18 protein-coding genes are annotated in these 25,491 nt (G+C 35.5%); all 18 read right to left on the bottom strand.

The features are described from left to right. Positions 1-32 precede the first annotated feature (32 nt). The 18 genes from BUB90_RS17255 to gatC all read right to left on the bottom strand — a co-directional run bounded on the left by BUB90_RS17255 (position 33) and on the right by gatC (position 25,298). Positions 33-2,297: a glycoside hydrolase family 65 protein gene (locus BUB90_RS17255; protein WP_073289692.1), complete on the bottom strand. Its 2,265-nt coding sequence runs from the start codon at positions 2,295-2,297 to the stop codon at positions 33-35. 12 nt (positions 2,298-2,309) lie between these two features. Continuing rightward, positions 2,310-2,948: a beta-phosphoglucomutase gene (gene pgmB, locus BUB90_RS17250; protein WP_073289724.1), complete on the bottom strand. Its 639-nt coding sequence runs from the start codon at positions 2,946-2,948 to the stop codon at positions 2,310-2,312. A 98-nt stretch (positions 2,949-3,046) separates the two neighbouring features. Beyond that, complete coding sequence (locus BUB90_RS17245; protein WP_170865526.1) at positions 3,047-4,831, bottom strand: alpha-galactosidase; 1,785 nt, start codon at positions 4,829-4,831, stop codon at positions 3,047-3,049. A 97-nt stretch (positions 4,832-4,928) separates the two neighbouring features. After that, positions 4,929-7,286: a glycoside hydrolase family 65 protein gene (locus tag BUB90_RS17240; protein WP_073289690.1), complete on the bottom strand. Its 2,358-nt coding sequence runs from the start codon at positions 7,284-7,286 to the stop codon at positions 4,929-4,931. After that, positions 7,286-9,514, bottom strand: coding sequence for an amylo-alpha-1,6-glucosidase (locus tag BUB90_RS17235; protein ID WP_073289689.1), 2,229 nt, complete (start codon positions 9,512-9,514; stop codon positions 7,286-7,288). The genes BUB90_RS17240 and BUB90_RS17235 overlap by 1 nt, the downstream gene beginning before the upstream one ends. Positions 9,515-9,601: 87 nt before the next feature. Continuing rightward, entirely contained in the window at positions 9,602-10,447 is an 846-nt protein-coding gene (locus tag BUB90_RS17230; RefSeq protein WP_073289688.1) for a carbohydrate ABC transporter permease, read from the bottom strand. A gap of 11 nt (positions 10,448-10,458) precedes the next feature. After that, complete coding sequence (locus BUB90_RS17225) at positions 10,459-11,388, bottom strand: carbohydrate ABC transporter permease (RefSeq protein WP_073289687.1); 930 nt, start codon at positions 11,386-11,388, stop codon at positions 10,459-10,461. A 225-nt stretch (positions 11,389-11,613) separates the two neighbouring features. Further along, positions 11,614-12,909: an ABC transporter substrate-binding protein gene (locus BUB90_RS17220; protein ID WP_073289686.1), complete on the bottom strand. Its 1,296-nt coding sequence runs from the start codon at positions 12,907-12,909 to the stop codon at positions 11,614-11,616. Positions 12,910-13,152: 243 nt separating this feature from the next. Further along, a complete protein-coding gene (locus BUB90_RS17215; protein ID WP_073289685.1) occupies positions 13,153-14,172 on the bottom strand; it encodes a LacI family DNA-binding transcriptional regulator in 1,020 nt (339 codons plus the stop codon). Positions 14,173-14,406: 234 nt separating this feature from the next. Then, a complete protein-coding gene (locus tag BUB90_RS17210; protein WP_084139343.1) occupies positions 14,407-16,446 on the bottom strand; it encodes an aminopeptidase in 2,040 nt (679 codons plus the stop codon). 201 nt (positions 16,447-16,647) lie between these two features. Further along, entirely contained in the window at positions 16,648-17,232 is a 585-nt protein-coding gene (locus BUB90_RS17205; protein ID WP_330393805.1) for an HD domain-containing protein, read from the bottom strand. Then, the gene (locus BUB90_RS17200) at positions 17,225-17,575 is read right to left on the bottom strand and encodes a PilZ domain-containing protein (RefSeq protein WP_073289683.1); all 351 of its coding nucleotides are present in this window, start codon (positions 17,573-17,575) and stop codon (positions 17,225-17,227) included. The genes BUB90_RS17205 and BUB90_RS17200 overlap by 8 nt, the downstream gene beginning before the upstream one ends. Before the next feature lie 38 nt (positions 17,576-17,613). Next, a complete protein-coding gene (locus tag BUB90_RS17195; RefSeq protein ID WP_073289682.1) occupies positions 17,614-19,182 on the bottom strand; it encodes an ABC transporter permease subunit in 1,569 nt (522 codons plus the stop codon). Next, on the bottom strand, positions 19,179-20,354 hold the full coding sequence (locus tag BUB90_RS17190) for an ABC transporter permease (protein ID WP_073289681.1): 1,176 nt from the start codon (positions 20,352-20,354) through the stop codon (positions 19,179-19,181). Before BUB90_RS17190 ends, BUB90_RS17195 begins: the two co-directional genes overlap by 4 nt. A gap of 4 nt (positions 20,355-20,358) precedes the next feature. Further along, entirely contained in the window at positions 20,359-21,264 is a 906-nt protein-coding gene (locus tag BUB90_RS17185) for an ABC transporter ATP-binding protein (protein WP_073289680.1), read from the bottom strand. Positions 21,265-21,717: 453 nt separating this feature from the next. Beyond that, positions 21,718-23,154, bottom strand: coding sequence for an Asp-tRNA(Asn)/Glu-tRNA(Gln) amidotransferase subunit GatB (gene gatB, locus BUB90_RS17180; protein WP_073289679.1), 1,437 nt, complete (start codon positions 23,152-23,154; stop codon positions 21,718-21,720). A gap of 378 nt (positions 23,155-23,532) precedes the next feature. Beyond that, entirely contained in the window at positions 23,533-24,993 is a 1,461-nt protein-coding gene (gatA, locus tag BUB90_RS17175; RefSeq protein WP_073289678.1) for an Asp-tRNA(Asn)/Glu-tRNA(Gln) amidotransferase subunit GatA, read from the bottom strand. 17 nt (positions 24,994-25,010) lie between these two features. Then, the gene (gene gatC, locus BUB90_RS17170) at positions 25,011-25,298 is read right to left on the bottom strand and encodes an Asp-tRNA(Asn)/Glu-tRNA(Gln) amidotransferase subunit GatC (protein WP_073289677.1); all 288 of its coding nucleotides are present in this window, start codon (positions 25,296-25,298) and stop codon (positions 25,011-25,013) included. Between the last annotated feature and the right edge of the window lie 193 nt (positions 25,299-25,491).

Here is a 25,491-nt window from a genome sequence, read left to right as displayed (position 1 = left end):
ATAAGTTAACTGTGATGACTACGTGTGCGGTTTTAGTAAATAACTAATTCCTTCTCTAAACAATATTCTTTTCCATAAACATGAATGTTCTTTTTACTTCCTTCTAAGAGTGTAATTCTACATTCTGCTTGCGTGCGCTTTACGTTAATTTTAGCATCTTCGAATAAGATACGGAATTGATATCCTTCCCATTGTTTTGGTAAATGTGGATTTAAGAATAGTCCTTCTTCTTTAATACGAAGTCCACCAAAACCATATACGATTGCCATATAAGTTCCACCCATATTAGCCGTATGAATACCATCCTTCGTATTCTTATGTGTATTGAATAGATCTAACTTAGCAGACTCACCGAAATATTCATAGGCTTTGTCTTCCAGTCCAAGCCTTGAAGCAACAATACTATAGATACAAGTAGAAAGGGATGAGTCATGCGTTGTAACCTTTTCATAATAAGCAAACGATTTACGAATTGTTTCAAGGTCCTGCGCATCCTCTAAGATGAAATGCGCAAGTACCGTATCTGCTTGCTTACAAACCTGGTATCGATATATATACATCGGATGATAATGCAGAAGTAATGGTTTTTTGTCCTCTGGTATAGTCGTTAGATCCCATACCTTCTTTTGAAGGAAAGAGTCATCTTGAGGATTGATTCCTGTTTCTTCATCATATGGAAGATACATCTTATCTGCGGCTTCTTCAAATTCTTTAAGTTCTTCTTCTGTAATCTGTGTCTTCTCTATCAAATCACTTATAAGACCAGCTTCTTTTAGTAAGTGAAAACTCTTAACCGCCCATCTTAAGTTATACTGAGCAAGTACGTTGGTATAATAGTTGTTATTTACAAGACAAGTATATTCATCTGGACCTGTAACTTCATTAATATGGAATTTACCTCTATAATAATTACCCAGATCCATCCACAGTCTTGCTGTTTCTATTAATACCTGTGCACCGCATCCTCTAAGAAGCTCCAAATCCTTTGTAGCCAAATAATAAGAAACGATGGAGTACGCAACATCACCGCTGATATGATACTGTGCGGAACCAGCTGGGAAGAATCCAGAACATTCCTTACCCATTATGGTTCTCCATGGATAAGCTGCTCCTTTTTTATGCCCTAAGATTCTAGCATTCTCTTTCGCATACTCTAGTATTGTATATCGATAACGAATAAGATTCTTTGCTATATCTCTCGCAGTAAGCGTAAAGAATGGTTGCATGTACATCTCTGTATCCCAAAAATAATGTCCTTCATAGCCTTCACCACTAAGTCCTTTCGCTGTAATATTGCTAAATGGATCCTTACCAACTGATTGAATCAATTGATATAGATTATAATGAACCGCTTCATTCAAATCTTTTTTACCAACAATATCAATTGCACAGTTTTCCCAAAAACTTGCTAAATATGCTTTCTGTTTCTCATACCACTCATTTATGTCAGTGGATAATGCCTGTTCCATGTTTTCTTTAGTTTCATTAGAAAGATTAGGGTATCTTACACTATCACATAGAATTGTATATTTATAAAGCGTAAGCACCTCCCCTTGCGAGATGAATCCTATATATTCTTCTTTGACTGCTCCATCTTCCTTTACTATTTCAGTTTTTCCTTCTTTCGAAAACACATTCTTTACAGCAGAACACACACACAAGTCAGATTTTGAAGTCTTTGAAGAGATATACGATACATCATTATTAACTTCTATACTCTCGACAAGTAGATGTTCGAAAGACTCGCCCGCAACCCTTGGGTCATTAGGATTAAAGTAGTTCATCACTTTACCGATATGTGTCGAACAAATCTTTACTTCTCCTGAAAAATCAACTGGTGTCACTTTATATTCGATCAAGAAAAATGGTAACAGTGCAAAGGAGGCCATTCTTTTAATTTCAATACGGACCGTTTTCCCTTTCGGTGATCTCCATAATACCTCTCTTAGGGTAGTGCCTGCTTCCATGTCAAGAGTTCTAGTTCGCCCTAGAACTTCTCCCTCAAACATTGAGAAACGCTCACCTTCAATATATATCTCTATACCTTGTGTATCGGCGACATTTAACATGGTCTGTTTTTCTTCTACAAGGCCACATAATTTCTCTGCCTGAGGTGACGAAGCAAAATCATAAAATCCATTGATATATTCCCCGCGAATGGAGTCCATGTTCTTAGGGTACCCCTCCTCAAAGTTCGAGCGTACTCCAAGATAACCATTGGCATTATGGAACAACGTTTCCGCTAACATTAAGTTATCTTGATCCAAAGGGAAGTCTTTAATTTCATATTTTAACATTTGATTCCCCTCTTAGCAAACCGTTAATAAATCATCAAAACCGTTTAACTTGTAAGTTGCCTTTTCATATCTTGCAGCATCACCAAGAGCTGCACAATCAAAATCACCTGCAATCGCTCCATCAACACCTGCAAAAGCATCTTCCACTACCAGGCATTCTTCCGGTTTTAAGTTAAGATATTCTGCTGCTTTTAGGAAAACTTCTGGGTCTGGCTTAGATTTTGTGATATTATTACCATCAGAAATTGCATCAAAGAAATCTGATAACCCTATTCTTTCAAGAATAAACTTGGTATTCTTGCTGGAAGAACCGATGGATAATTTTAATCCCTTTTCACGAAGCTTAACTAATGTCTCCTTTACTTCTTCTGATAAATCAGCTGTAGTCATATCCTTTAAAAGTTCTTTATAGTAATCGTTCTTTTCTTCAGCAAGTTTAACTTTTTCTTCCTCTGTAAGTGGCTTATCATAATTTTCAAGTACAATTTCAAGACTCTCCATACGGCTTACTCCACGAAGTCGATTGTTGATTACTTCATCAAAGTAAACGCCAAGTTTGTCAGCGATTTTCTTCCATGCTAAATAATGAAAATGATCTGTAAAACAGATAACTCCATCTAAATCAAATATGATACCTTTATATTCTTTCATCTTTATACCCATGCATATTGCAAACTTGTTTGCAATACTGCTCAAATAAATAGGTTGAAAGATTGAGCAGTCTGCTTTCCCTTTCTTCATAACTTCTTTCAACCTTTCTTCCTTTCGATAACAAGTATTTCAGAAGTTAACCCCCTGAATCCATCAAGGTAAACCCCTTGCTCCATAAATTGTTTTCCTTTTCCTGACATGGAACTTCCCTTATCTGTGAAGGTTAAACAAAAGTGTTCTGATTCATCCAGTGCGACAAGCTTTAACCAGAATGGTTTCATCGGATTCTCCCCATAATAGAAGCAGAATACAAGTGACTTATCCTTCAACTGTAGTTGAATACATATCATTCCATCCTTTCTAACTAGATGAAATAATTGACCTTCTAACAAATACTGCCTAACCTCTGATTTATAAAACGCAATCTGTTCTTTAAAAATATCCCTATACTCTTCCTGCATATCCGGTAAATTCCTGCAAATGCCCATTTGATGAAGCATAGCAGCCCTTAATGTGTATCTAATAGCATTCTCATCTGTACCTTCCTTAAGCACAAAGCTAGGGAATACATACGTTCCATCCTCATACTCTCTCGTTTCTGACCAAGCGAAGTGTAGTATGGCAGTTGGCGGTACGAAATGAGATAACTCATAGAATGACTCAAGGCTATGTTTCGTAACATCGACATCGCTTAAAAAGGTGGTATGTACATGTTGTAGCATACCAAAGTCACATCGGAGGCCACCGGAAGCACAATTCTCTATAATTAAATTAGGAAAACGTTCTCTAACTGCATCCAAAATGCGATAGTACTCCCGATAATGCTGGAATAATCCATCTCCTTGCCCATGTCCATGATCGATTCGGTTACAACCATATTCGGGGTCTAAATTAAAGTCTAGTTTTATAAAATCAGCATTTGTTTCCTCAACCAATTCTGTTATGAACTTATAAATTAACCTTGCTCCATCTGGATTACCAAGACAGATATATGGACTTTCATAGGCGTTTCCATCTATGAGAGCTTCGATCACTTGATTGTCCTTTCGAAGCTTTGAATAGAATCCTAATGCCTCTGGCTCCAGCCAAATACCAAATTTCATTCCCCTGTCATAAACATAATCTGCTAGATATCTAAGTCCATTAGGAAACTTTTCTTTGTTAACTAGTTTCCAATCTCCTTGTTGTTTACTCCAGTGGGTTTTTGTATCACCGTACCAACCAGCATCTAACGTGCATAGTTCAATGCCTAGTTCGTGTGCCACATCAACGTTTCTTAGAAAAACTTCTTCATTGATTTCGACATCTTCATAAGTCCACCAATGATTCCATTCTACCATTAGTTCTCTTGAGGCAGAATTCTTAGGAATCCAATATCTTCTTAAAAACTGATGAAGATGTGAAACCAAAGATCTTTTTTCTTCCTTGTTACAAAATGCGATTAGAACAGATGGTGTTTTAAGCTCTTGCTTAGGTTCTAACATCTTCGTAAACATTTTCTTTGTTTGTCCAACAAGAATTCTTCCCTGTTTACTTATATGAAAATACCAGTTTCCTGACCATGCATATCCCAAGAGAGCCTTATTGCCATCCTCAAATTCAAGGATTAGAAAAGGATGGTAGTCGTGACTTGAGCGTCCTCTCGTATTCTCAATATAGAAATCTTCCTTCTCTTTATCTATGTTAAAGTTACACTTACCAAACTCATTACCCCAGCCACCTTTATAATAGGTGACCAAGGTAAGTTTGGATTCGTAAGGAATGTTGACTTCCATTTGAAACCCTGCCAGTAACTCAGAATTTTCACTATCATTTATAATAGTCTCATAGCTCTCTTTTACACCATATTCATCATAATTATTACTGACAAGTCTTCTAATCATATGAATAACCATACCTTTCCATAACTTGCGAACTTGGGGCCGTAAACACCAATTTCCACGTGAAAGATTTCTCTTTCACATTATCTCCTAATAGCTATTAACCTCGTACTTTTGTTGTAAAGGTAGCATTTTTCTCAAGGTCTACAACTTCATCATAAACTAATATCTCTACTGCATGTGAAAGATTTGTAATGCTTACAGTTTCCTTTGTTACCGTAACTTTTAATGGTGTTCCTCTCCAAACAACTCTAAAGCTTAGACTATTCCATTCTTTTGGAAGAGATGGTGCAATTCTTAACTGTTGTCCAACAACACGAACACCACCAAATCCTAATACTGCTGACTGCCAGATACCTCCCATAGATGCACTATGAATACCAGCATCAGAAGATTTCATTTCTTCTCCAAGGTCAATACTAGAAGCCCCTACAAAAAAGTGATAAGCATCTTCATGTAATCCTAAATCATTAGCCAATACACTGTGAGTTGATTTACTTAAAGAAGAATCATGTAATGTTCTCTCTTCATAATACATATAGTTTTTTCTCTTTGTTTCTGCATCAAACAAATCATCTAATAAGTAAAGAAGAACTACTAAGTCACCTTGTTTTAATACTTGGAACTCATTAATCTGTTCCATGTTATAGTCATTGTAGATAGTACCAACAATAGAAGACTGTTTGTATTTAGTAAGGTCAATATATTTCAGGTCAAAGTATCCATCAAATTGAGGAATAATTCCTGTTTCTTTATCTGGTTGTGGTAAATAAAGTTTTGGTAGTTTATCTCCTAAATCCTCTTCTAGTTTAGTAAGAGAGAATAAACCGTTGATTCTATCATATACTTCCGTATTGTTTTCTCTAATCTTACCGATTAATTCAAGAGCTAGATTCATGTTGTAATAGGCTAGATAATTGGTATAAACGTTGTTGTTAACATGTTCTTTGTATTCATCTGGTCCAATTACATCATTGATTTCATACTGATTCTTCGCTTCATTCCATTCTAAACGGCTAGCCCAAAATCTTGCAGTATCCATAATCATTTCATAACCATATAAGTTCATGAATTCTTCATCGCGTGTTACGATGTAGTACTGCCATACTGCAAATGCAATATCTGCTGTAATATGTTGTTCAATAATTCCTGTTAGGATTTTTAGAGTTTCGCCTGTAACAACGTCAGCTGCACCCCATAATGGAGTTACTTCACCATCATCAATCCAAGCAGATTCCCAAGGATACATTGCGCCCTCATAACCTTGTTCTTTAGCCTTAAGTCTTGCACCATATAAGTTCTTATAGCGATATTCTAATAAGGTACGTGCTGTTTTAGGCTGAGTCATTAGGTAGTAAGGAAGAATGAATACTTCCGTATCCCAGAAAGAGTGTCCTTTATATCCTTCGCCACTTAGGGCTTTTGCGCCAATTCCAACGCGGTTATCATCTTTCTTAACCATGATATTTAGATGGTAAATCCCAAATCGCATCGCTAATTGATCAAAAGGATTTACAGAATCAATTTGAATATCCTCTTGATTCCAAATTTCTTCCCAAGCCTGTGCACTTTCACATAAAATCTTGTCATAACCAAGAGCAAATGCTTCTTCTATGTTTTTCTTACCATCTACTTTCACTGATTTAATCGATTTTTCTGCTTCCATTCCATCATATACTAAATCTCTTGTTGTATGAACGGTTGAGATTTTTTCTAAAACTAGAACTTGATCTTTCTTAAGTTCGATAGAAGCATTGATTTTGATTTCTCTACGACCAATTACAGGAAGTGTAGTTACCTTTACTTCTTCACCATTTAAGTAGAAACGATGTGCAGTATGAATCGCTGCTGTAACTTTTGATTCAATTGTTTCAGATACCATTTCTAAATATGTGAAATCATAAAGACGTTTGCTTCCCTCAGCAAAATGCTGTGAACCACTGTTTGAAACAGTTCCATCAATTCCACTTATTATTTTTAAAGCAATATCACCTGATATTGGCTTTAATTCTACTTTAGATGCAATCACATGTTCATCCTTCATAGAAACGGTACGAAGGAACTTGAATTCAATACGCTCTCCATCTTTACTTTCCCAGTCAACGATACGAGTAACTTCACCATTCTTTATATTTAGTACTCTTTCGTAGTGATGTATGGTACCCTGATCAAGAGAGAATACTTTTCCATTAATTTGGAAGATAATCTTAGTTACATCGGGAAAGTTAGGTAACTCTGTAACTTCTGTATCATGGAATTTATTGAATGTACCAGTCACAAACATATTACGAGTCTCTGACACATATTCTTCTTCTAGGGCCGCTCTAACACCCATATAGCCATTACCTTGGCAGAAAATAGCTTCACATTTTCCAAGATATCTGGAATCAAATGCTGATTCTTCTACTAACCAGTTTTCGTTAACTCCTGTTCCTTTACTATACTGCATAATACTCATTACTTACTGCTCTCCTTTATGTCGTACACAATCTCAACCTCAGATTGTGATATTTCTTGTTCATTAAATTCCTGTCCGTTTACTATGATGTTGTTACGTCCTTTTAATACGATTGGATAATCTGTATTGTTCTTTATATTAAGTTTTACTTGGCTACCTTCACGTTCATAAGAAATGCTTATACTACCATCAAGCACTTTCACATCTCCTAGACTTGCCTTTGTCCATTCTGATGGCATACAAGGATTTAAATAAATTTTATTCTCAACTGCACTTGGGCAAATACCAAAGAAGAATCTAACGATAGGGAGCATAACCGAATATGTTGTCCAAGCTTGTGTAAAGCATCCATAATCCGGAGACATTTCTGAGATGGATCCTGGTGTTGCCATTCCAAATGTCTTAAATATTTTCTTTATTAAACGTAATGCTTCATCGGAAAATCCATACATTGCCTGTGAAACAGCCATTACACCCGTTGAGATTGTCATAGTTGCAAATTGACTTAGTGAATTCAGATACATTCCATATTCTCCGATAAACTCGTCCGTACTCATAATCTCAAGTGCACGATTTGCCTTATCAATAGGTGCTATTCCAATCTCCATCGGCGTATTAATTACCCAGTTACGATTTAAAAGCCAGCCTCTTTCTTTGTTTCCATCTTCTTTTCTCTCATCAAGAAGAAGTTGCATGTATTCTCTGACATGATCGCATTTTGCCTCCTTAAGCATACCATCAATTACATCTTTCTTCTTCTCTATTGTCTCATAAGAAGCGAAGGCATCACAGTAAAGACCTGCTCTATCATCCCATAACTCTTTGTTGATTTGTTCTTTAGAATCTTCAGAAAGTTTTGCAAATTTTTCAGACTCCTCTGTCTCACCATAAAGTGTACAAATCTTACTATAGCAATCGTATGCTTCGCATGTGTAAACAGCAGTATCAATCATCTCCATGTTAAGACCTGCAATTTCAATGATTCCATAACCACTAGGGAAGTAATCATTATCATCATCTTGTTCTTGTAACCATGTAATACACTTTTTAATGTATGGTAGTGTTTCATCTAGTAGTGACTGATCTTTAGTCCACTCGTAATACTTCCATACCATTGTCACAAAATGAGCTGTCTCTTGTGTGTTTCCATAGTTTGGACAATGTCCATTCGGTAATATCTCATGAACGATTCTTCCGTTACCATTGTATTTTACAGAATAATCATGGATTAAGGATAACGTATCTCTACATAATTTGTAATCTCCCATGCAAAGTACACCTTGAAGCGTATAGAAACTATCACATCCAAACCACCATGGATATTCAGGTAATCCAGCAATAATTCCTCTACCATATTCCTCAATATCAAGAGTAAGCCAATCTGTATTTACTTTTACCCATTTATATATATTTTCAAAGTTTTTATCTTCAATTTCCAAATTTGCTACTTTATATAAATCTTCATATTTCTTCTCTTTTTCCTGTTCGAAGTCCTTCTCCTGCTGTAACTTCTTACATTCACTTACTGCCTTTTCTTCCTTGCGGAAAGAACCCGCAATATAGAATTTAAGTGTTTTACCTTCTCCTGGTTGTAACGTAAAATGATGTGTATATTCACAGCTCACACCATTACCAGTTGTATTTTCAGGTCCATAAAACTGTCCCATTCTTGTATCATCTGGCGCCACTGAACAGGAAAGTGCAGCATACCACGGATTACGATTATCTTTAGCAACAAACATATTTTCATTTTCAAAGTATTTGATTTCATCCTCTGTTCCATCAAATACATTAATCTCTTCTGCAAGCCATAAAGGACGAAGATTCACCCTTGCCAAAAATGCAGTAGAGCACTCACAAGCTTCTTTGCCTTCATTCTTAAATTCGTAAGTAACTACAACACCCAAAGATCCTTCGGGAGCAATTTGTGTTCTTTTCGCAACAACGGTAGTGTGACCCAACCCATGGTTATAATAGAATTCATTCTTATGTGGAAAGTTCTTAAATTCATCGGCTTGCATATAGCAGGATACTGTTTTCGCCGTATGATCGATAAAGTGCATCCAAAAGCCATCTAGCACTTTAATTGGATATAGCCATAAACCACCCATTTCATTTTCTAGGTGATGTCCAAAGTCTGGGAAGTACCCGTCGATGGATCCGATTAATTTTAGTTTCTCATTCGTACACGCGTACTGTGGTCTTGTGCATTTCGTTGTTGTATTCATTATTAAATCCATGCTCCTTTACTTATCTAAGATTAATATTAGTTCTTCTAACTAGAACTCTCATAAAATATTGCTTGTATACAGGCATTAACCTTTCGTACCAGATGAAATAGAGATACCGTCAATGATATACTCTTGAGCAACAAAGAATAGTATTAAAATTGGTATCATAACAATGATTGTTGCTGCCATTAGTAAGTTCCATTTACTTGTATAAAGTCCCTTAAAGAAGGAAAGACCGATGGATAATGTAAACTTCTTACTATCATATAAGTAGATTAAAGGACCATTGAAGTCATTCCAAACACCCATGAAAGTAAAGATAGTGATAGCAGTTAGTACAGGCTTACACATTGGTAACATAAGTTTCCAAAATACCCTACCAGGACCAGCTCCATCAATTCTAGCCGCTTCATCAAAATCCTTTGGTATACCAGACATATACTGTCTTAATAAGAAAATATTAAATGCACCACCACCGAAAAATGCAGGAACTATTAAAGGAAGTGGAGTGTTTACCCAACCCATTTGACGGAAGATTAAGAATTGTGGTATCATCGTAATCTGACCTGGTAACATCATAGTTGCTAACAGAATCAGGAACCATCCTCTCTTCCATTTAAAATTAAATCTGGAGAAGCCATATGCTACAAGCGCAGAGGAAAATACCGTACCAATTAGGTTTGGAACTAAAATTACTAAGGTATTCTTCAAATATAAGAAGAAATCAATGGAGGATAATGCTTTAGGAAAGTTGCTCCACTTTAAAACCTTTGGGAAGAAATTGCTACTATAAATCTCGGAATCTGGTTTTAGTGCCATAGAGATAGTCCATAATAGAGGAGTCAAAATGAGAACTGCACCTACTAACAAAAGTATCATCGAAACTACTCTTGCTACACCTGACAATATATTATTTCTCTTACTTATCATCTGAGCACCTCCTATATCTTATCATCGTTTTGGTAATAAACCCAAAAACTTGAACTCTTTATTACCAATAACGTAAATACCATGATTATTGCAAACATAACCCATGCTAATGCTGCTGCGTAACCCATCTCATAGTTCTTATAAGCCGTTGTATATAAGTATAGATTATAGAAAAGAGTGGATTTTAAAGGACCACCTTCTGTCATAACGAATGCCTGTGTGAAGTATTGGAAGGAACTAATGACAGCCATAACTACATTAAAGAAGATCGTAGGTGAAATCATAGGAACTACGATTTTAAAGAATGTCACAAAACTGTTGGCTCCATCTATTGCAGCTGCTTCTTTTAATTCCGCACTAACACCTTGCAAACCAGATAAATAGATAATCATGGTATTACCAACACCCCAAACACCCATGATAATTAAAGCATAAAGTGCTGTCTTCGGATTGTTGAGCCACGCAGGTCCTTTGATTCCGAAGATTTTAAGTGCTTGATTTAACAAGCCTTGTTCACCAAAGATCTGAGTCCAAATCATGGTAGAAGCAATAACTGGGATGATAGAAGGTAAAAAATAAATCAAACGGAATGATTTCATGAATTTCACACGCATATTTAACAGTAAGGCAATTCCTAATGAAATAATCTGATAAAATGGTATGGAAATCAGACAGAATTTAAAAGTTACAATAAGTGACTTTTTAAAATCGGGGTCCACAGTCAATCGTTTAAAGTTGTCAAGTCCAACAAATTTAATTGTTTTTAATCCAGTTACAATATCCCATTCGCATACAGATAATACTGCTGAGAATATCATTGGTACTAAAGTAAAGATAAATAGTCCTAAAATCCAAGGCATAACAAATGCATATCCATAACGATTTTCACGTTTTTGAGCAATTGTTCTCTTACTTTTTTGGGCTGTTTTATTCTTCTTCATAAACAAACCTCTTTTCTTTTGATCTTAAAATTGAAAGAACTTAGTTCTAAACCTTAAGTTTAAGCCAAACTAAATCAATAAATTATGATTGTATCTAACTTAGTTTATAAAAATAGAGAGATTCTTAATCTTTAATCACATTTAATAAAGTCTCTATCACAATGTAATAACTCAAAGAATCTCTCTATGCCAGACAGATTAATTACCGTCTAGTCGCTACATAAATTATTTAAGACTAGCTAATGTTTCATCTAAAATTTCTTGTGCTGTTCCGTCTTTGTAGATTATTCTTTCAAATATTTCGCTTGTCTTTTCGTTAATCTTGCTACCTAATTCAGAACGCATACCAATTGGTTGTACACCATAATCTAAAGTTCTAATTAATGCATGATCTCTTTCATCTGCAGTTTTCAAGAATTCTTCCATACCTTCTTTCGAAGTTGGTAATATACCTTCTAATTCTTGTCTTAATTCTGATGCCTCAGGGCTAGTTAATAATTTTACTACTTCCCAAGCTGCTTCTGGATTCTTAGTGTTAGCGCCGATTGCATAACCTCCAGCACATACATATGATTTGTGGTTACCAGGAATTAAAGCAGTACCATAATTAATACCAGCCTCTCGTAATGGAATTACATCCCAACCACCGCTGATAAACATACCTAATTTGTTGTTAACCATCATGGATGTAGCACTACCAAAAGTATCAAGGTCGGCACTTGCTGGTGAAACTTTGTTTGGTTCCTCTGCCATAGCGAAGTATTGTTCAAGAGCTTTCGCTACTTCTGGGTTATTTAAATATCCATCAGCAACTGTTCCATCTTCATTCATGAACTCTAAACCTAAGGATTCTAAGTAAGTCATTACTGCATATCCCCAACTTTGAGCATTAAAACCATATGATTCGTAGGAACCATCGGCATTCTTTACAGTAAGTTTTTCTGCTGCTGCGATTAAATCATCCCAAGTCCAATCATCGTTTGGATACTCAATTCCTGCTGCATCGAACATATCTCTGTTATAGTATAAACAGATTGGATTCTGGTCTGCTACGATGTAGTTTTGCTTACCATTGATATTTCCCATTTGCATTAAGGATTCAGAAATTGTACCAGCAAAGCTTGTATCATTTGCCATCAATTCATCCATTGGGTATGTTAAGCCTTTATCAACCCATTTGAAGAAATCACCTTCACCAGATAGGAATACATCGTATCCATCCCCTGATGAGAAAGATGTTGTTAATCTATCACCATATCCATCACCTGGTACAACATCATAGATGATATTAATGTTCTTATCATTGTTCGCATTAAATTCATCAATTAATTGCTTTTCAGCTTTGTTCTCCGTATCTCCCCATCTAGTTACACGAATGTCAACTTTCTTACCACTATCTTGGTTAGTTGAACCCTCTGTAGTACTTCCACCTGAATTTGCGTTGTCCTTTTTACCACATCCAGCTAATAAGGATGCGCAAAGAACTAAACCCATAGATAAAGCTATAAATTTTTTCCACATACATAAAACCTCCAATGTTATAATTTACCGTAAACGTTTTTGGTTGCCAGTAAAAAATATAAGCAATGGTATTTATAATACCTGCTTATTTCCGTAAACGTTTTTGTAATATTATAATAACACTAACTATAGACGATGTCAACAATGTTTTAATTTTTTTTGGTTCTTTTTTATCTGTTTTGCTATATTTCATTAATACATTGTAAAATCATCGTCACTTTGTTATAAAACACATTGAAATCGCTATAGTTTTTTTACACTACCACGCTCTTTAAAGGTGTATGGTACATATACTTTCTTTGACATATTGGGATTTTTCATTAATTCTTGCAATAATGCTCCCGCTTGATACCCCATCTCTTCTACATCTTGTTCAATTGTCGTAAGTCCAGGAGTGGTATAAGCTGTAATCGGTATTCCATCAAACCCAATTACTGAGAAATCCTCGGGTATGGAATATCCTAATTCACGCACTGCTTTCATTACTCCCAGTGCCATAATATCACTTAAACAAAGAAATGCTGTTACACTTTCCTTACCATTCTTTAAGATATATTCCTTTACTTTATTGTAAGTTAATGTCTCACTAAAGTTACAGGTTAATATCTGATCACTCGTTAACTCTATTCCTCTTTTACTGAGAGTTTCCACAATTCCGGTCATTCTGTAGTTATTAACTGCAGCATCTTCTTTACCTTGAACAACAACTATCTTTTCATGATTCGCATTCAAAAGATACTCCGTAATTTCCATAGCCGCCTTAACATTATCTACCGATATGGATCCAACTCCTTTCGCTTGTATGTCTACGTCTATTAACACACAAGGCATACCTGCATTCATTAGCTCTTTAAAATAAGGATCCGTCGTAGCTACACCACTTAAAATAGCCCCAAAAATACTATGTTCTGCACAAAATCTGGCATATGTTTTCTCACTCTGATTTTCAGAATCCAAGGTATATAAAGCTACCTCAAGATAATGTTCAAATGCATATCGATATGTTCCTTTTAATAGCATATGAACAAATCCATCTCTTCTATCACTTTGTAAAAAACCGGATACAATCAGTCCCATATTCTTAGAAACTTTTGCTGACAAACTTCTTGCATTAACATTAGGTGCATATCCCAATTTTTTTGCTGCCTCAAAAACTTTTTTCTTTGTCTCTACATTAATATCCTGATATCCATTAAATGCCCTTGAAACAGTACCCACTGAAACACCTGCCGCATTTGCGACATCTCTTATTGTCACTTTCATCCTTTTCCCCCTAGCGAAAACGTTTTTACTAATACATAATATCCTCAATTGTTTATTATGTCAACAAATTCTTCCAATGTATTGCTTCCCTTACTTTTCTTATGTGCACCCTCTTGCATCTGTTTCTCTGTTGAGAAACTCCACAATGAACAACAAGCTGAAGCCTAACAAGAAAGGACTAACTTCACGTAATGTGAAGTTAGCCCTTTCTCATATATCTATATATATTTACTATTAAACGTTCATTTCATCAAGAGGTTTATTAAGCTCTTCTGTACCAGCTAAAACAAATCTACCATTTTCGATAATAACTATCTTCTCACCATCTTTTTTATATACTGCAATCTCCCCTAGTTCATCATAAGGAATTGTAATATCCGTGTGGCAATTATAATATGCCTTTGTAATATCTGTTTTACGTAAAATAGAGCATTCATTATCCTTAGCAATCATCTCTTTCCCATCCGGATTACGAGTAATTACTTCTTCACTCATACTAAAGCAAGTATCACCCATAGCAAAGTGAGGTCCTGTCTTTTCAGCAATAAGAATCGGTAATTTATCTTGAATATTATACTTTCTTCCCATTACATAAGCCGTTGTATTGGTTCCAATTGCGAACTCGCCCATTGGTAAGGTATCATGGTTGAATAAAAGGTTTTCTTTAATGAATTTCTTATTCTCTTCTTCCTCTTCAAAGTTCTTACAAGTATATTCTACAATCTTACCATCCTTTAAAGTTAATGCTAAATCCATGTATTTGTAGTCATTCAAGTACACTTCACTTACATGTAAAACGCCATCTGTTCCAGTAAGTTTTGGTGATGTGAACACTTCACCCACAGGGATATTAACATCCGCAAGACAGTTCTCAAAGCCTGTTTGCTTTGCCGGATCATTAATTTGATGTAAACTCACTTTAAGATCTGTTTTGTTTACTCCGGTTCCTAGAATATGAACATATTCCCCTTGATCTAAGGTATCAATTAACTTTTGTTGTATCTCTTTGTATAGATTATAATCAAGTGTATTCACTTTCACCGTTTCATCAAAGATTTCTTCGAATTTCTCGCCGATTTCAGGCACTGGATATGCAATTATAGTAAAGCTTCTTTCATCACCCTTGATATACTCATTCATAAGTAAACGAGAGTCACGACTGAATTCAACATCAAGTTTTTGTTGTTTTTCACTTAATTTGTTGCTAGCTGATTTACTTACTGGTGTGAATGGCTTCTCACCAAATGTTTCGATTACTGCTGGTCCTGCAAACAAGGAAGCTTGTTTTTTGAATGCTTCATATGCTTTTCTTAGATGCGCTAGTCTCTTCTCTACATAAGCTTTATCGAAGAATAATGCATAATCAAAACGATGGTCATAATCATATTGCTTATTAAATTTGTTTGCACCACTTCTTCTGATAGAAGGTTTCAAACCTAACTTTTCAAATTGTTTGATTGCGGCACGTACCATACGCTCAAATCCTTTTTCATAACGAATATTAACGATGCCCTTTTTCGAAAGGTCAATGTTTGCATAGATAAATCCAATTCGATACCCTTCTGTATAAGTAAATGCCATTGCATCAATCTTCTCTTGACTTAAACTATTCATGTATTCGGCTGTTTTAATTTCGTTCTCCGTAATATGTTCCCCATATTGATATAGATAACGTAAATCTGTCAGATCAGAGTCCATAATAATATCAGTTAAGAAAGATAATTCTGGATCTAATAACTCTCTCGTACGATAATAGCATACTTCCTCACTATAATCGGTTGCCGTGTAATATAATGCTGACTTTACTTCTTTGTATGTTGTTTCATCTTCCTCTTCAAAAAGATTGTAGATTTCAATGAATAACTCCATATTAATGGTCATATCGAATAAACGATATTCAAAAGCACCTGCTAAACAGGAACGCAATCTAGCATACAGACAAGTTAATACCTTACCATAATCCTCACCTAACATCTTACATGCATACTCTGGATTTGCGTAACTTGTCTCATAATTTTCTTCAAGAATATCCTCATATAGATCTTGATTCATGGTTTGTAGCTCTTCAAGCGATTTATTCGCATAACTACCATCTTCTATCGACAAGAACGTATCTTTCATCTCAATAATATACATAGCTACTTTATGAAAATAATCAAGATATGGCTCCTTTACTGTACTCTCAGATGGGATTTGACTAATTCTTTCAGCTGCTAAATCAAATCGTTCTCTCATTAATTCGTTTTCATCTTTTAATTTTACTCTATAATCCATATTCTACTCTCCTTCTATATTCTATAATTTTAATAGTAATTGCAAACTCACAAAATCCAATTGTTTTTTGGTTAATTTAGTATAACTAAGTAATACTAGTGAAATACCTATAGTAGTTCTTTGTGTGTAACGTGTTTTGTGTTATATATTAGCCAAGAACTTTGAAAAAACAAATTGAGTTTTGCAATTAGTTAACTTCCACTAGCTTTTAATATTACCATTTGCAACGTTTTTATCAATGATACTCTTCGCAAACTCCCACAGAACTTGAGAACCATCGGGTGTGTGCTCATTTCTCTTCATCACTTTGTCTAGGTGAACCTCATGTTCTCTCCAGGCTCTACCTTTTGTATGATCATTCAAAGTCAGTGGTTGAATCTTATCAACTGTTAATGCGAACTTTGCTTCAGGTGTCTGTCCTTCCTCAAACTCTTCCCATAACGAACGTATATATACGGCCTGATCCTCTGGTAATAGATTGAATATTCTATCTGCTGCCAAAACTTCACGTTCCCTCTTTGTTTGATTTAAAACATCATCATATGCATAGGTATCTCCAGCATCAATTTCTACAATATCATGAATCAATACCATTAACATTGTCTTCGCAACATCAATCTTCTCTTCTGCATGTTCACTCAACAAGGCAACCATAAGCGCTAAACTATAAGAATGCTCTGCATCATTTTCAAGTCGTTTTCCACTAGATATATATGTCTGTCTTGTTATCTCCTTTAACTTGTCCACTTCCATAATGAAGTTCATCTGTTGGTCTAACCTATTCACCTTCATACTCCTCTTCTAATTGATCAAATATGTACGAAAACACAGGTGCTATACCGACAAACTCACAACCATAGATAGTAGAATTTCCACCAGCAAACTCAGACCTCAAAATCTTAACAACACAGTATAACTTGGAATCTTCACTATTAAATTGTAAACATGCATTAAAATAAAATCCTGTTGGTAACATACTTTCTGTGATAAAACCAATCCCTGTTCTTGATATGTTAATCACTTCAATTGGTGTATTCGCAATTGTAACTAAACCATTATCCTGATTAAACAAAGATGATATCTCTAAATGTAGATGAACCGGTATTCTTTTACTTCTTCTTTTTTCCAACGTTACAATACCCCTTTCACGTAGTTATTCGTACGTATTTAACAAATAATATCTCGTTTCCTAAAAGTTATATAACTTATAATGAACAAAATCAGGTTGACACTGACTAATACAGTCACCCCTTGTAACATTGTTCTATTATACAACCCTTGCATACAATTCACAACATTTCCATAGGAGAATGGTAGCAATTTTCCTAATTTTCCATTAATATTCGATAAAAGAAGACTTCCACCACCGCCAATTAAGATACATAAAACAAAAGATATCAAGCTATGTTGCGTTGTCGTTGATATACACAGTCCAAGTAACGCACCGAACATTAGGTATAACAACACTCCTGGCAACATCTGTAGTAAGAAGCTGCTGATATTGATATATGAAAAATATGGGTTCATGATTGTACTAGCCACTTTATCCGGTATTCCATAATAATCTGGATTATAGACTACTATTTTGTTCTCCTCAAAATAATCCCCATTTGGTACTGCAAAATAGCTGAAATTATAGGTCGACGCGTATTCACTAATACCCATATATAAGCCACCATTACGATATTCATACAATCGATATCCATTATCTATATTACCACTAAATTCACTAAAGAAGTCACCAACATAAGCCGTACCTCTTGTATATTCAATATCTGTTACTAATGGCTCTGTTGTTGTATACGTTTCTACACTTTTTATTACTGGATAACTAGGCGATCCAAAACCATTGATCACTCCAACTGCTAAGAAACAGATGAATATCGGTATTAAAATAACTACCCAAGCACTAGTAATTGCCGCTATTCCCTTAGCTAATACTATCTTACCTCTGGAAAATGGTTGCAATAACAAGAATTTATAAGTACCATAGTCTCTTTCCGTTGACATAATATCAGCCAATATTAGAAGCACCACTAGCAAAGCTACATAAGGAAAGATTTCTTTGAATGTAAGAAAGAGAAAATTATATCCTTTCATTTCATTTACACGTAATATTTCAGCATTGTCTTCTAATAACTTGTTTGTAAAAACTAGCTTTTCACGGTAATATGTCAATGTCTCTGCAATTTGATTACTTGTACCAAATAGCATACTCGGCATCATCAAATAATCGCCATATAACTCTGAGATATTTCCCTTTTGTTGATACTGATAATTCAACATATCAAGAAATACTTCCTTGTTCGAATAGATGGCATTCCGTATTGCCGTTTCTTCCATAGAAGCTCCTATATATAATGCACCTTCTACATAATATCGAAGTTGGGTTTCATAATAGCTTCTATCCGCTTGTAACTCTGCTTCCTTGTCATTGGTACGAATTGTTCTAGCCTTTTCCGTAAAATACTCGCTTCGTTTTTTTGCCACATCACTATATAATTTGCATATGTACATGTTTGTTTTGCTATAGCTTTTTTCATAGGAGACATTCTCTTTATTATACCAATCTGCAAGAAAATCTGCTTGTTTTGCGCTATCCTCTCTATCCTGCTTATCCCTCTCTATATTCGATGATAGGAACACAAGTAGAACTAGGAAAACAATAGCGATAACAGCAATATTTCTTTTGCTTCCGAAAATCTTTTTCCACTCAAAATATATTAATTTTCTCATAATAGATCCCTCTTCTTAAATATCAATACATTCACTAGGTAGATTACAATACTTAAAAAAGCAAGTACTAGGATAGCCATTAATGCAGTTCCATAAGTTCCACCAGACAGCACTTCTACTGGATTACAGTAACTAACCGGATAAACCAAAGACAATGTCTTGTAACTAACTACATAAGGTTGTAACATGATAGCCGCTAGCATTATTCCTACTGACATGGATAAGGAAGCTATGCTATTAGCAGCTAATGTGGAGAGGATTAGTGCAAAAACCGCAGTAAATAATAGATACAAGATGGCAATCGGTATTACATACAGAAGAAATTTACCGATTCCAATATATTCTACAGCACTCGTCTTATACGTATCCGATATAAGTCTGCTAAATCGGCTCCCATCGATAGCTACTGGATAACTTGGATTTCCAAAACCATTAATACATCCATTTACCAAGAATACCCCTGCAATAATACCAAGTACTGAAATCATTACATAGCAGATTGTTGCAATTGATTTGATGTGTATAATCTTTCCTCGCTTATACGGTTGTAGCATTAAGAATTTGTAACTACCAGTATCAAATTCACTGGACATGGTATCTGCACAAACTATTAGGACTACCACTACAATTAGATAAGGGAATAATTGATCTAATAAGCGATATAAGAAATGTAAGGATGTCATCTGATATTCGCTGTCAAGAGGCTTAATATCTTCCTCTAAGAACACTTGATTCTTTTTGATTTCATTGCGTAATTCCTGATCCGATATACGATTATAGGAAGTGATTCCTTCTTCCTTTCCCTTTAGTAAGTACTCATTCTTTTCAATGGTTTCTCTTACAACATCTCTCCATTTGTCTTCTCCGCGCCAATGTTTATAGACATCTTGAGATACTGCATATTGATATACTTGCCTCCAAAAATCTATCTCTGTTTTCATATCCTTAGACATATCTTTCTCGTCAGATAGAGCCAGTAGCTCATTCATCTTCATAACACTATACCACTTATCACTTGTATAATTAACACGCTCGTCAATCTTATATTTCTGTGCTAATACTCCATTTAGAATAATATATCCTATAAGAATGATTAGGAATAAACTTAGCATTACAATATTCTTGATATTCTTACGATTTTTCAGCCATTCAAATCGGAATAATTTACCCATAGTATCAGTCCTCCGTAAATATAGAGCGATAGATATCTTCTAAACTCTGTTTTTCTTTCTCAATATCTATAATTGTAATAGCATTCTCACCTAACGTTTTCAGTATCAAATTCAAATTACCAACTTCTGCTTCAATATGTAAGATTCCATCTACCTGTAACTCAACTTGTTTGCAACAAGAAAGTTTTCTAAGAATCTGGGCAGCCTTCTCTTCTTGGTTTTCTAAATGTATGTTATAGATATTGCTATCCTCTTTTTGTTGAATTCGCTCTGTTATTATGCTTCCTTCCTTAATATATACGATTCGATCGGCTAATTTTTCAACTTCACCTAACATATGAGATGAAAATAAAACGGATACATTCTCTTCCTTAACCATCTTCTCAATTAATTGTCGAAGCTCAATTACGCCTGTAGGATCAAGACCATTGGTTGGCTCGTCCAAGATAAGAAATTTGGGTTTCGTAAGTAAACACATTCCTAGTGCTAATCTTTGTTTCATACCAAGAGAATATCTTCTTACCTTGCGATGTAACTTCTCCTTATCATTAAGGCCAATTAATTCAATGACTTCTTGTAATCTTGCTTTTGATACACCTCTTAACTTCTGTATAAACTGTAAGTTTTCTAATCCAGTAAGATTCGTATACAAACCTGGGTTCTCAATGATACCTGCCATATTAGCAAGTGCCATCTCCCTTTGTTTGAATAAATCATACCCGGCAATTGTTATACTACCACTATCTGGCCATATCAAATTAGTAATCATCTTCAAGGTTGTTGTCTTACCTGCACCGTTAGGTCCTACAAAAGCCACAATTTCACCTTCTGAAACGTGGAGGGATACATCTTTAATTATACGAGTTTTTCCAAAACTCTTTGATAGATTCTTAATTTCTAACGTGTTCATTCAACTTTCTCCTTCTCGATCTAATTCATTTAACTTAAAACGGGGTGCAGTTCTTGATGCAACCCACGCGTCTGCTTTAGACTTCTTACCTGAAAGGTAAGTCACCCCTTCTAAGATAGATATTACTTCTTCAACAATATCAACTTCTAATCATGTTGTTATGAAATTGTAAATGTTTTTCCGTTGCTATTCGGCTTACGGATTCCTACTACAACAAGAAATTTTGACAATCTATTAAATTATAAATGCTTTTATATCTGAAAACAATGTATTTTCTCTTTATTTTTCCCTAAATATGTATTTTCGTGCTTTCATAATTATTTTACCTTAAGACCTTGATTAATTTAATAAAATATATATTATATAGAATTAGAGATTCCTTGTTATATACAAAAGAGAGAATACTTAGCTTTTAAGTATTCTCCCTTTCGCATTAATTGATATGAATCCTATTTATTGTTTCTGTAATAATTCGAGTACAATAGTATTAATCATTCCTGGATCAGCTTTCCCTTTCATGGCTTTCATGGTCTGACCAACTAAGAATCCCATAGCTTTCGTCTTACCATTGTGATAATCTTCAACCGACTGAGGATTACTTGCAATAATTTCATCAATTGTCTTACGAAGTTCTCCTTCATCATTAACGATAAGTAAGCCCTTTTCCTTAACATAGCTTTCTGGATCTACATTCTCAGCAAATACAACTTCGAATACCTCTTTTGCCACTGTACGGTTAATAGAGCCTGCATCAATTAATCCAATTAATTTCGCAAGGTTTTCTGGAGTAAATGCAATATTCTCTGGCTCCATCTCATGCTCTTTCAATAGACGCATTGTCTCAACCATTAACCAGTTTGATACTTCTTTTGGTTTGTTACAGATAGCGACCGTTGCTTCGAAGATATCTGCAAGTTTCTTAGAGCTTGTAATTAATGAGGCATCGTATTCTGGAATATCATATTGTGTTTCATAACGAACCATCTTCTCATCTCTAAGTTCTGGTTGTCGTTTCTTAACCGTATCTAACCATTCATCACTGATTTCAATCGGTACTAGGTCAGGTTCTGGAAAATAACGATAATCTTGTGCATCCTCTTTGGAACGCATAGCAAAACTTGTATCTTTGTTATCATCCCATCTTCTTGTTTCTTGGTTTACTTTCTTACCATATTCAAGTACTTCGATTTGACGTTTTCTCTCTCCCTCAATTGCTCTAGCAATTGCCTTGAAAGAGTTCATGTTCTTCATCTCTGTTCTCGTTCCGAATTCGGGTGCACCCACCTCGCGAATTGATAAGTTAATATCTGCACGGAGTGAACCTTCTTGCATCTTACAGTCTGATACCCCAAGGTATTGTAAGATTAATTTTAGCTTCTCTAGATACGCAATTACTTCATCAGCTGAACGCATATCTGGATCACTTACGATTTCTATTAACGGTACACCACAGCGGTTGTAATCAACTAATGTACAATCATCCCATTCGTCATGTACTAACTTTCCTGCATCTTCTTCCATATGAATCTCATGGATTCCAATCGTTTTCTTCACACCACCAACTTCAATCTCAATTCCACCATCTCTACAGATTGGTAAATATAATTGAGATACTTGGTATGCTTTTGGTAAATCTGGATAGAAATAATTCTTACGGTCAAACTTACAATTCTGTGTAATTGTACAATTCGTTGCAAGACCTGCTGCTATCGCGAATTCTACTACTTGTTTATTCAAAACTGGGAGTGTTCCAGGCATTCCTGTACAGACTGGACAACAGTGTGTATTTGGTGATCCACCAAACGCTGTTGTACACCCACAGAAGATTTTTGTCTTTGTCGCCAACTCTACATGGACTTCTAGACCTATGACAGTTTCATATGATTTCATGTGGTTCCTTCCTTTCTACGGTTATGGGTGGAGGTACGCGAAACTCGGTGGGGTTCATTGAATATGCTCTATATCTCACACACAATCTGACGAAATACGCTTCTTACAGATTGTGTGTGCTCTTTCGAGCATATTGTCTCGGTATTGATGAGTTTCGCTGTTTTCATCTGTGGGTAGCTAGCTATTGTAAACAATTCATTCTGAGTCGTTACTATTATTAGTTTCAATAATTTTAGTCACAATACTCTTAAATAACGTTACTAATTAGACAATCACAATTTATATCGATTGAATTATTTGATAATTATAACTACGTATTTTCTATCTACCTACACGATTATTCTTCTCTCTCTTATTTAGCTATCATTTAACATCGATTTATTTAATACGTGCTTGTTCATAGCTATATGCTACCTGAATGATATCTGCTTCTTTGAATGGTTTTCCGATTAATTGTAAACCAATTGGCATTCCTTTTGAATCTTCTCCACATGGTAAACTGATGGCCGGTAGGCCTGCTAGGTTTACGGATACGGTGTAGATATCACCTAGATACATCTTAAGCGGATCAGACAAGTTCTCTCCGATTTTCAATGCTGTAGTTGGTGCTGTTGGTCCGAGAATTACATCATACTTTTCGAAAGCTTTATCAAATCCTTCTTTGATTAAGGCTTTCACCCGCAACGCTTTGTTGTAGTAGGCATCATAATAACCTGAGCTAAGAACAAATGCACCGATCATCATTCTACGCTTTACTTCTTGGCCAAATCCTTCGCTTCTTGTCTTCTTATATAAATCGCCAAGGCCCTCGAAATCTGAAGTACGGTAGCCGTACTTCACACCATCGTAACGAGATAAGTTCGAACTTGCTTCCGCAGATGCTAAGACGTAGTAAGCGGGAATTGCTAAATCCACGATATCAAGGTCAAATTCTTCAACAGTTGCACCTTTTTCTTCTAATACTTTCGCCGCTGCCAAGATAGAAGCTTTCACTTCTTCATCTAGTCCTTTGCCAATATAGCCTCTTGGTATACCGATTTTCTTACCTTTCACGTCATCCACTAGCGCTTTCGTATATTGGTAACTCTGTGTAGGAACGGAAGTTGAATCTTTGGCATCATGTCCTGCTATTACTTCAAGTACACTAGCACAATCTGCTACGTTATTTGCAATTGGTCCAATTTGATCTAGAGAGGAAGCGTATGCAATCAAACCGTAACGCGATACTGTGCCGTATGTCGGTTTAATGCCAGTCACACCACAGAAAGAACATGGTTGACGAACGGAACCACCCGTATCGGAACCAAGCGCTATCACTGCTTCTCTAGCTGCAACGGCAGCAGCCGCTCCACCGCTAGAACCACCTGGTACATATTCTACACCTCTTGGATTTTTAGTTGGTCCGTAGTAAGAAGTCTCTGTTGTACTTCCCATTGCGAACTCATCCATATTTGCCTTGCCTATTATAATAGCTCCTGCCGCTTCTAATCGTTCAATTACTTCTGCATTGTATGGTGGCTTGAAGTTTGATAACATCTTAGATGCACAAGTTGTCAGCTCACCTTTCGTACAGATATTATCTTTGATTGCAATTGGCACACCTGCAAGTGATGAATCTGCTAATTTGCCTTCATCAATTAGCTTCTGTACTTCCTTCGCACGAGCAATTGCAGCTTCTTCCCATACCGTAATGTAACAATTATATTTCTCATCTTCGCTCTTAATAATCTCTAATTGTTTCTTAACAACTTCTTCAACAGAAACCTCGCCCGCTTTCATCTTAGTGCTTAATTCAAGGGCTGTCATAGGAGTTGTATCTTGCAATTTAATCTCTGCCATAGCCATGTCCTCCCTTCTTATTCCACTGTCTTAGGTACGATAAAACAACCGTCCTTCTTAACTGGTGCGTTACTTAATAAATTATCACGTTCATCACCGTTAGTTACAACATCTTCTCTGAATACATTCTTCATTGGGAATGCATGTGACATAGGTTCCACATTACTTGTATCAATCTCATTCATCGTATCCATGTAACTAATAATATTCTCTAAGTCTGTCTTGGCACGATCTTTCTCATCATCGGAAAGCTCCAACTTCGCTAAGGCCGCAACATACGTAATTGTTTCGTCTGTAATCTTCATTTTCCATCCATGCCTATCACAAGCTAACTTGCGACACTGCCTATATAATTAAGTTGAAAGAAAGCAACGCATGGCTCCCTTCATAATATTTTAATTCTTTCAACTTTTCTTCAATACTTGTCATATCTTCTATACCTATACAAAAGCTTAAACTTATTAGTGTTTATTCAACCACATATAAATCACTTATATA

Origin of the sequence: Anaerosporobacter mobilis DSM 15930, assembly GCF_900142955.1 — a bacterium.
GTDB lineage: Bacteria > Bacillota > Clostridia > Lachnospirales > Lachnospiraceae > Anaerosporobacter > Anaerosporobacter mobilis.
This window is presented reverse-complemented; position numbering and strand designations above follow the sequence as displayed.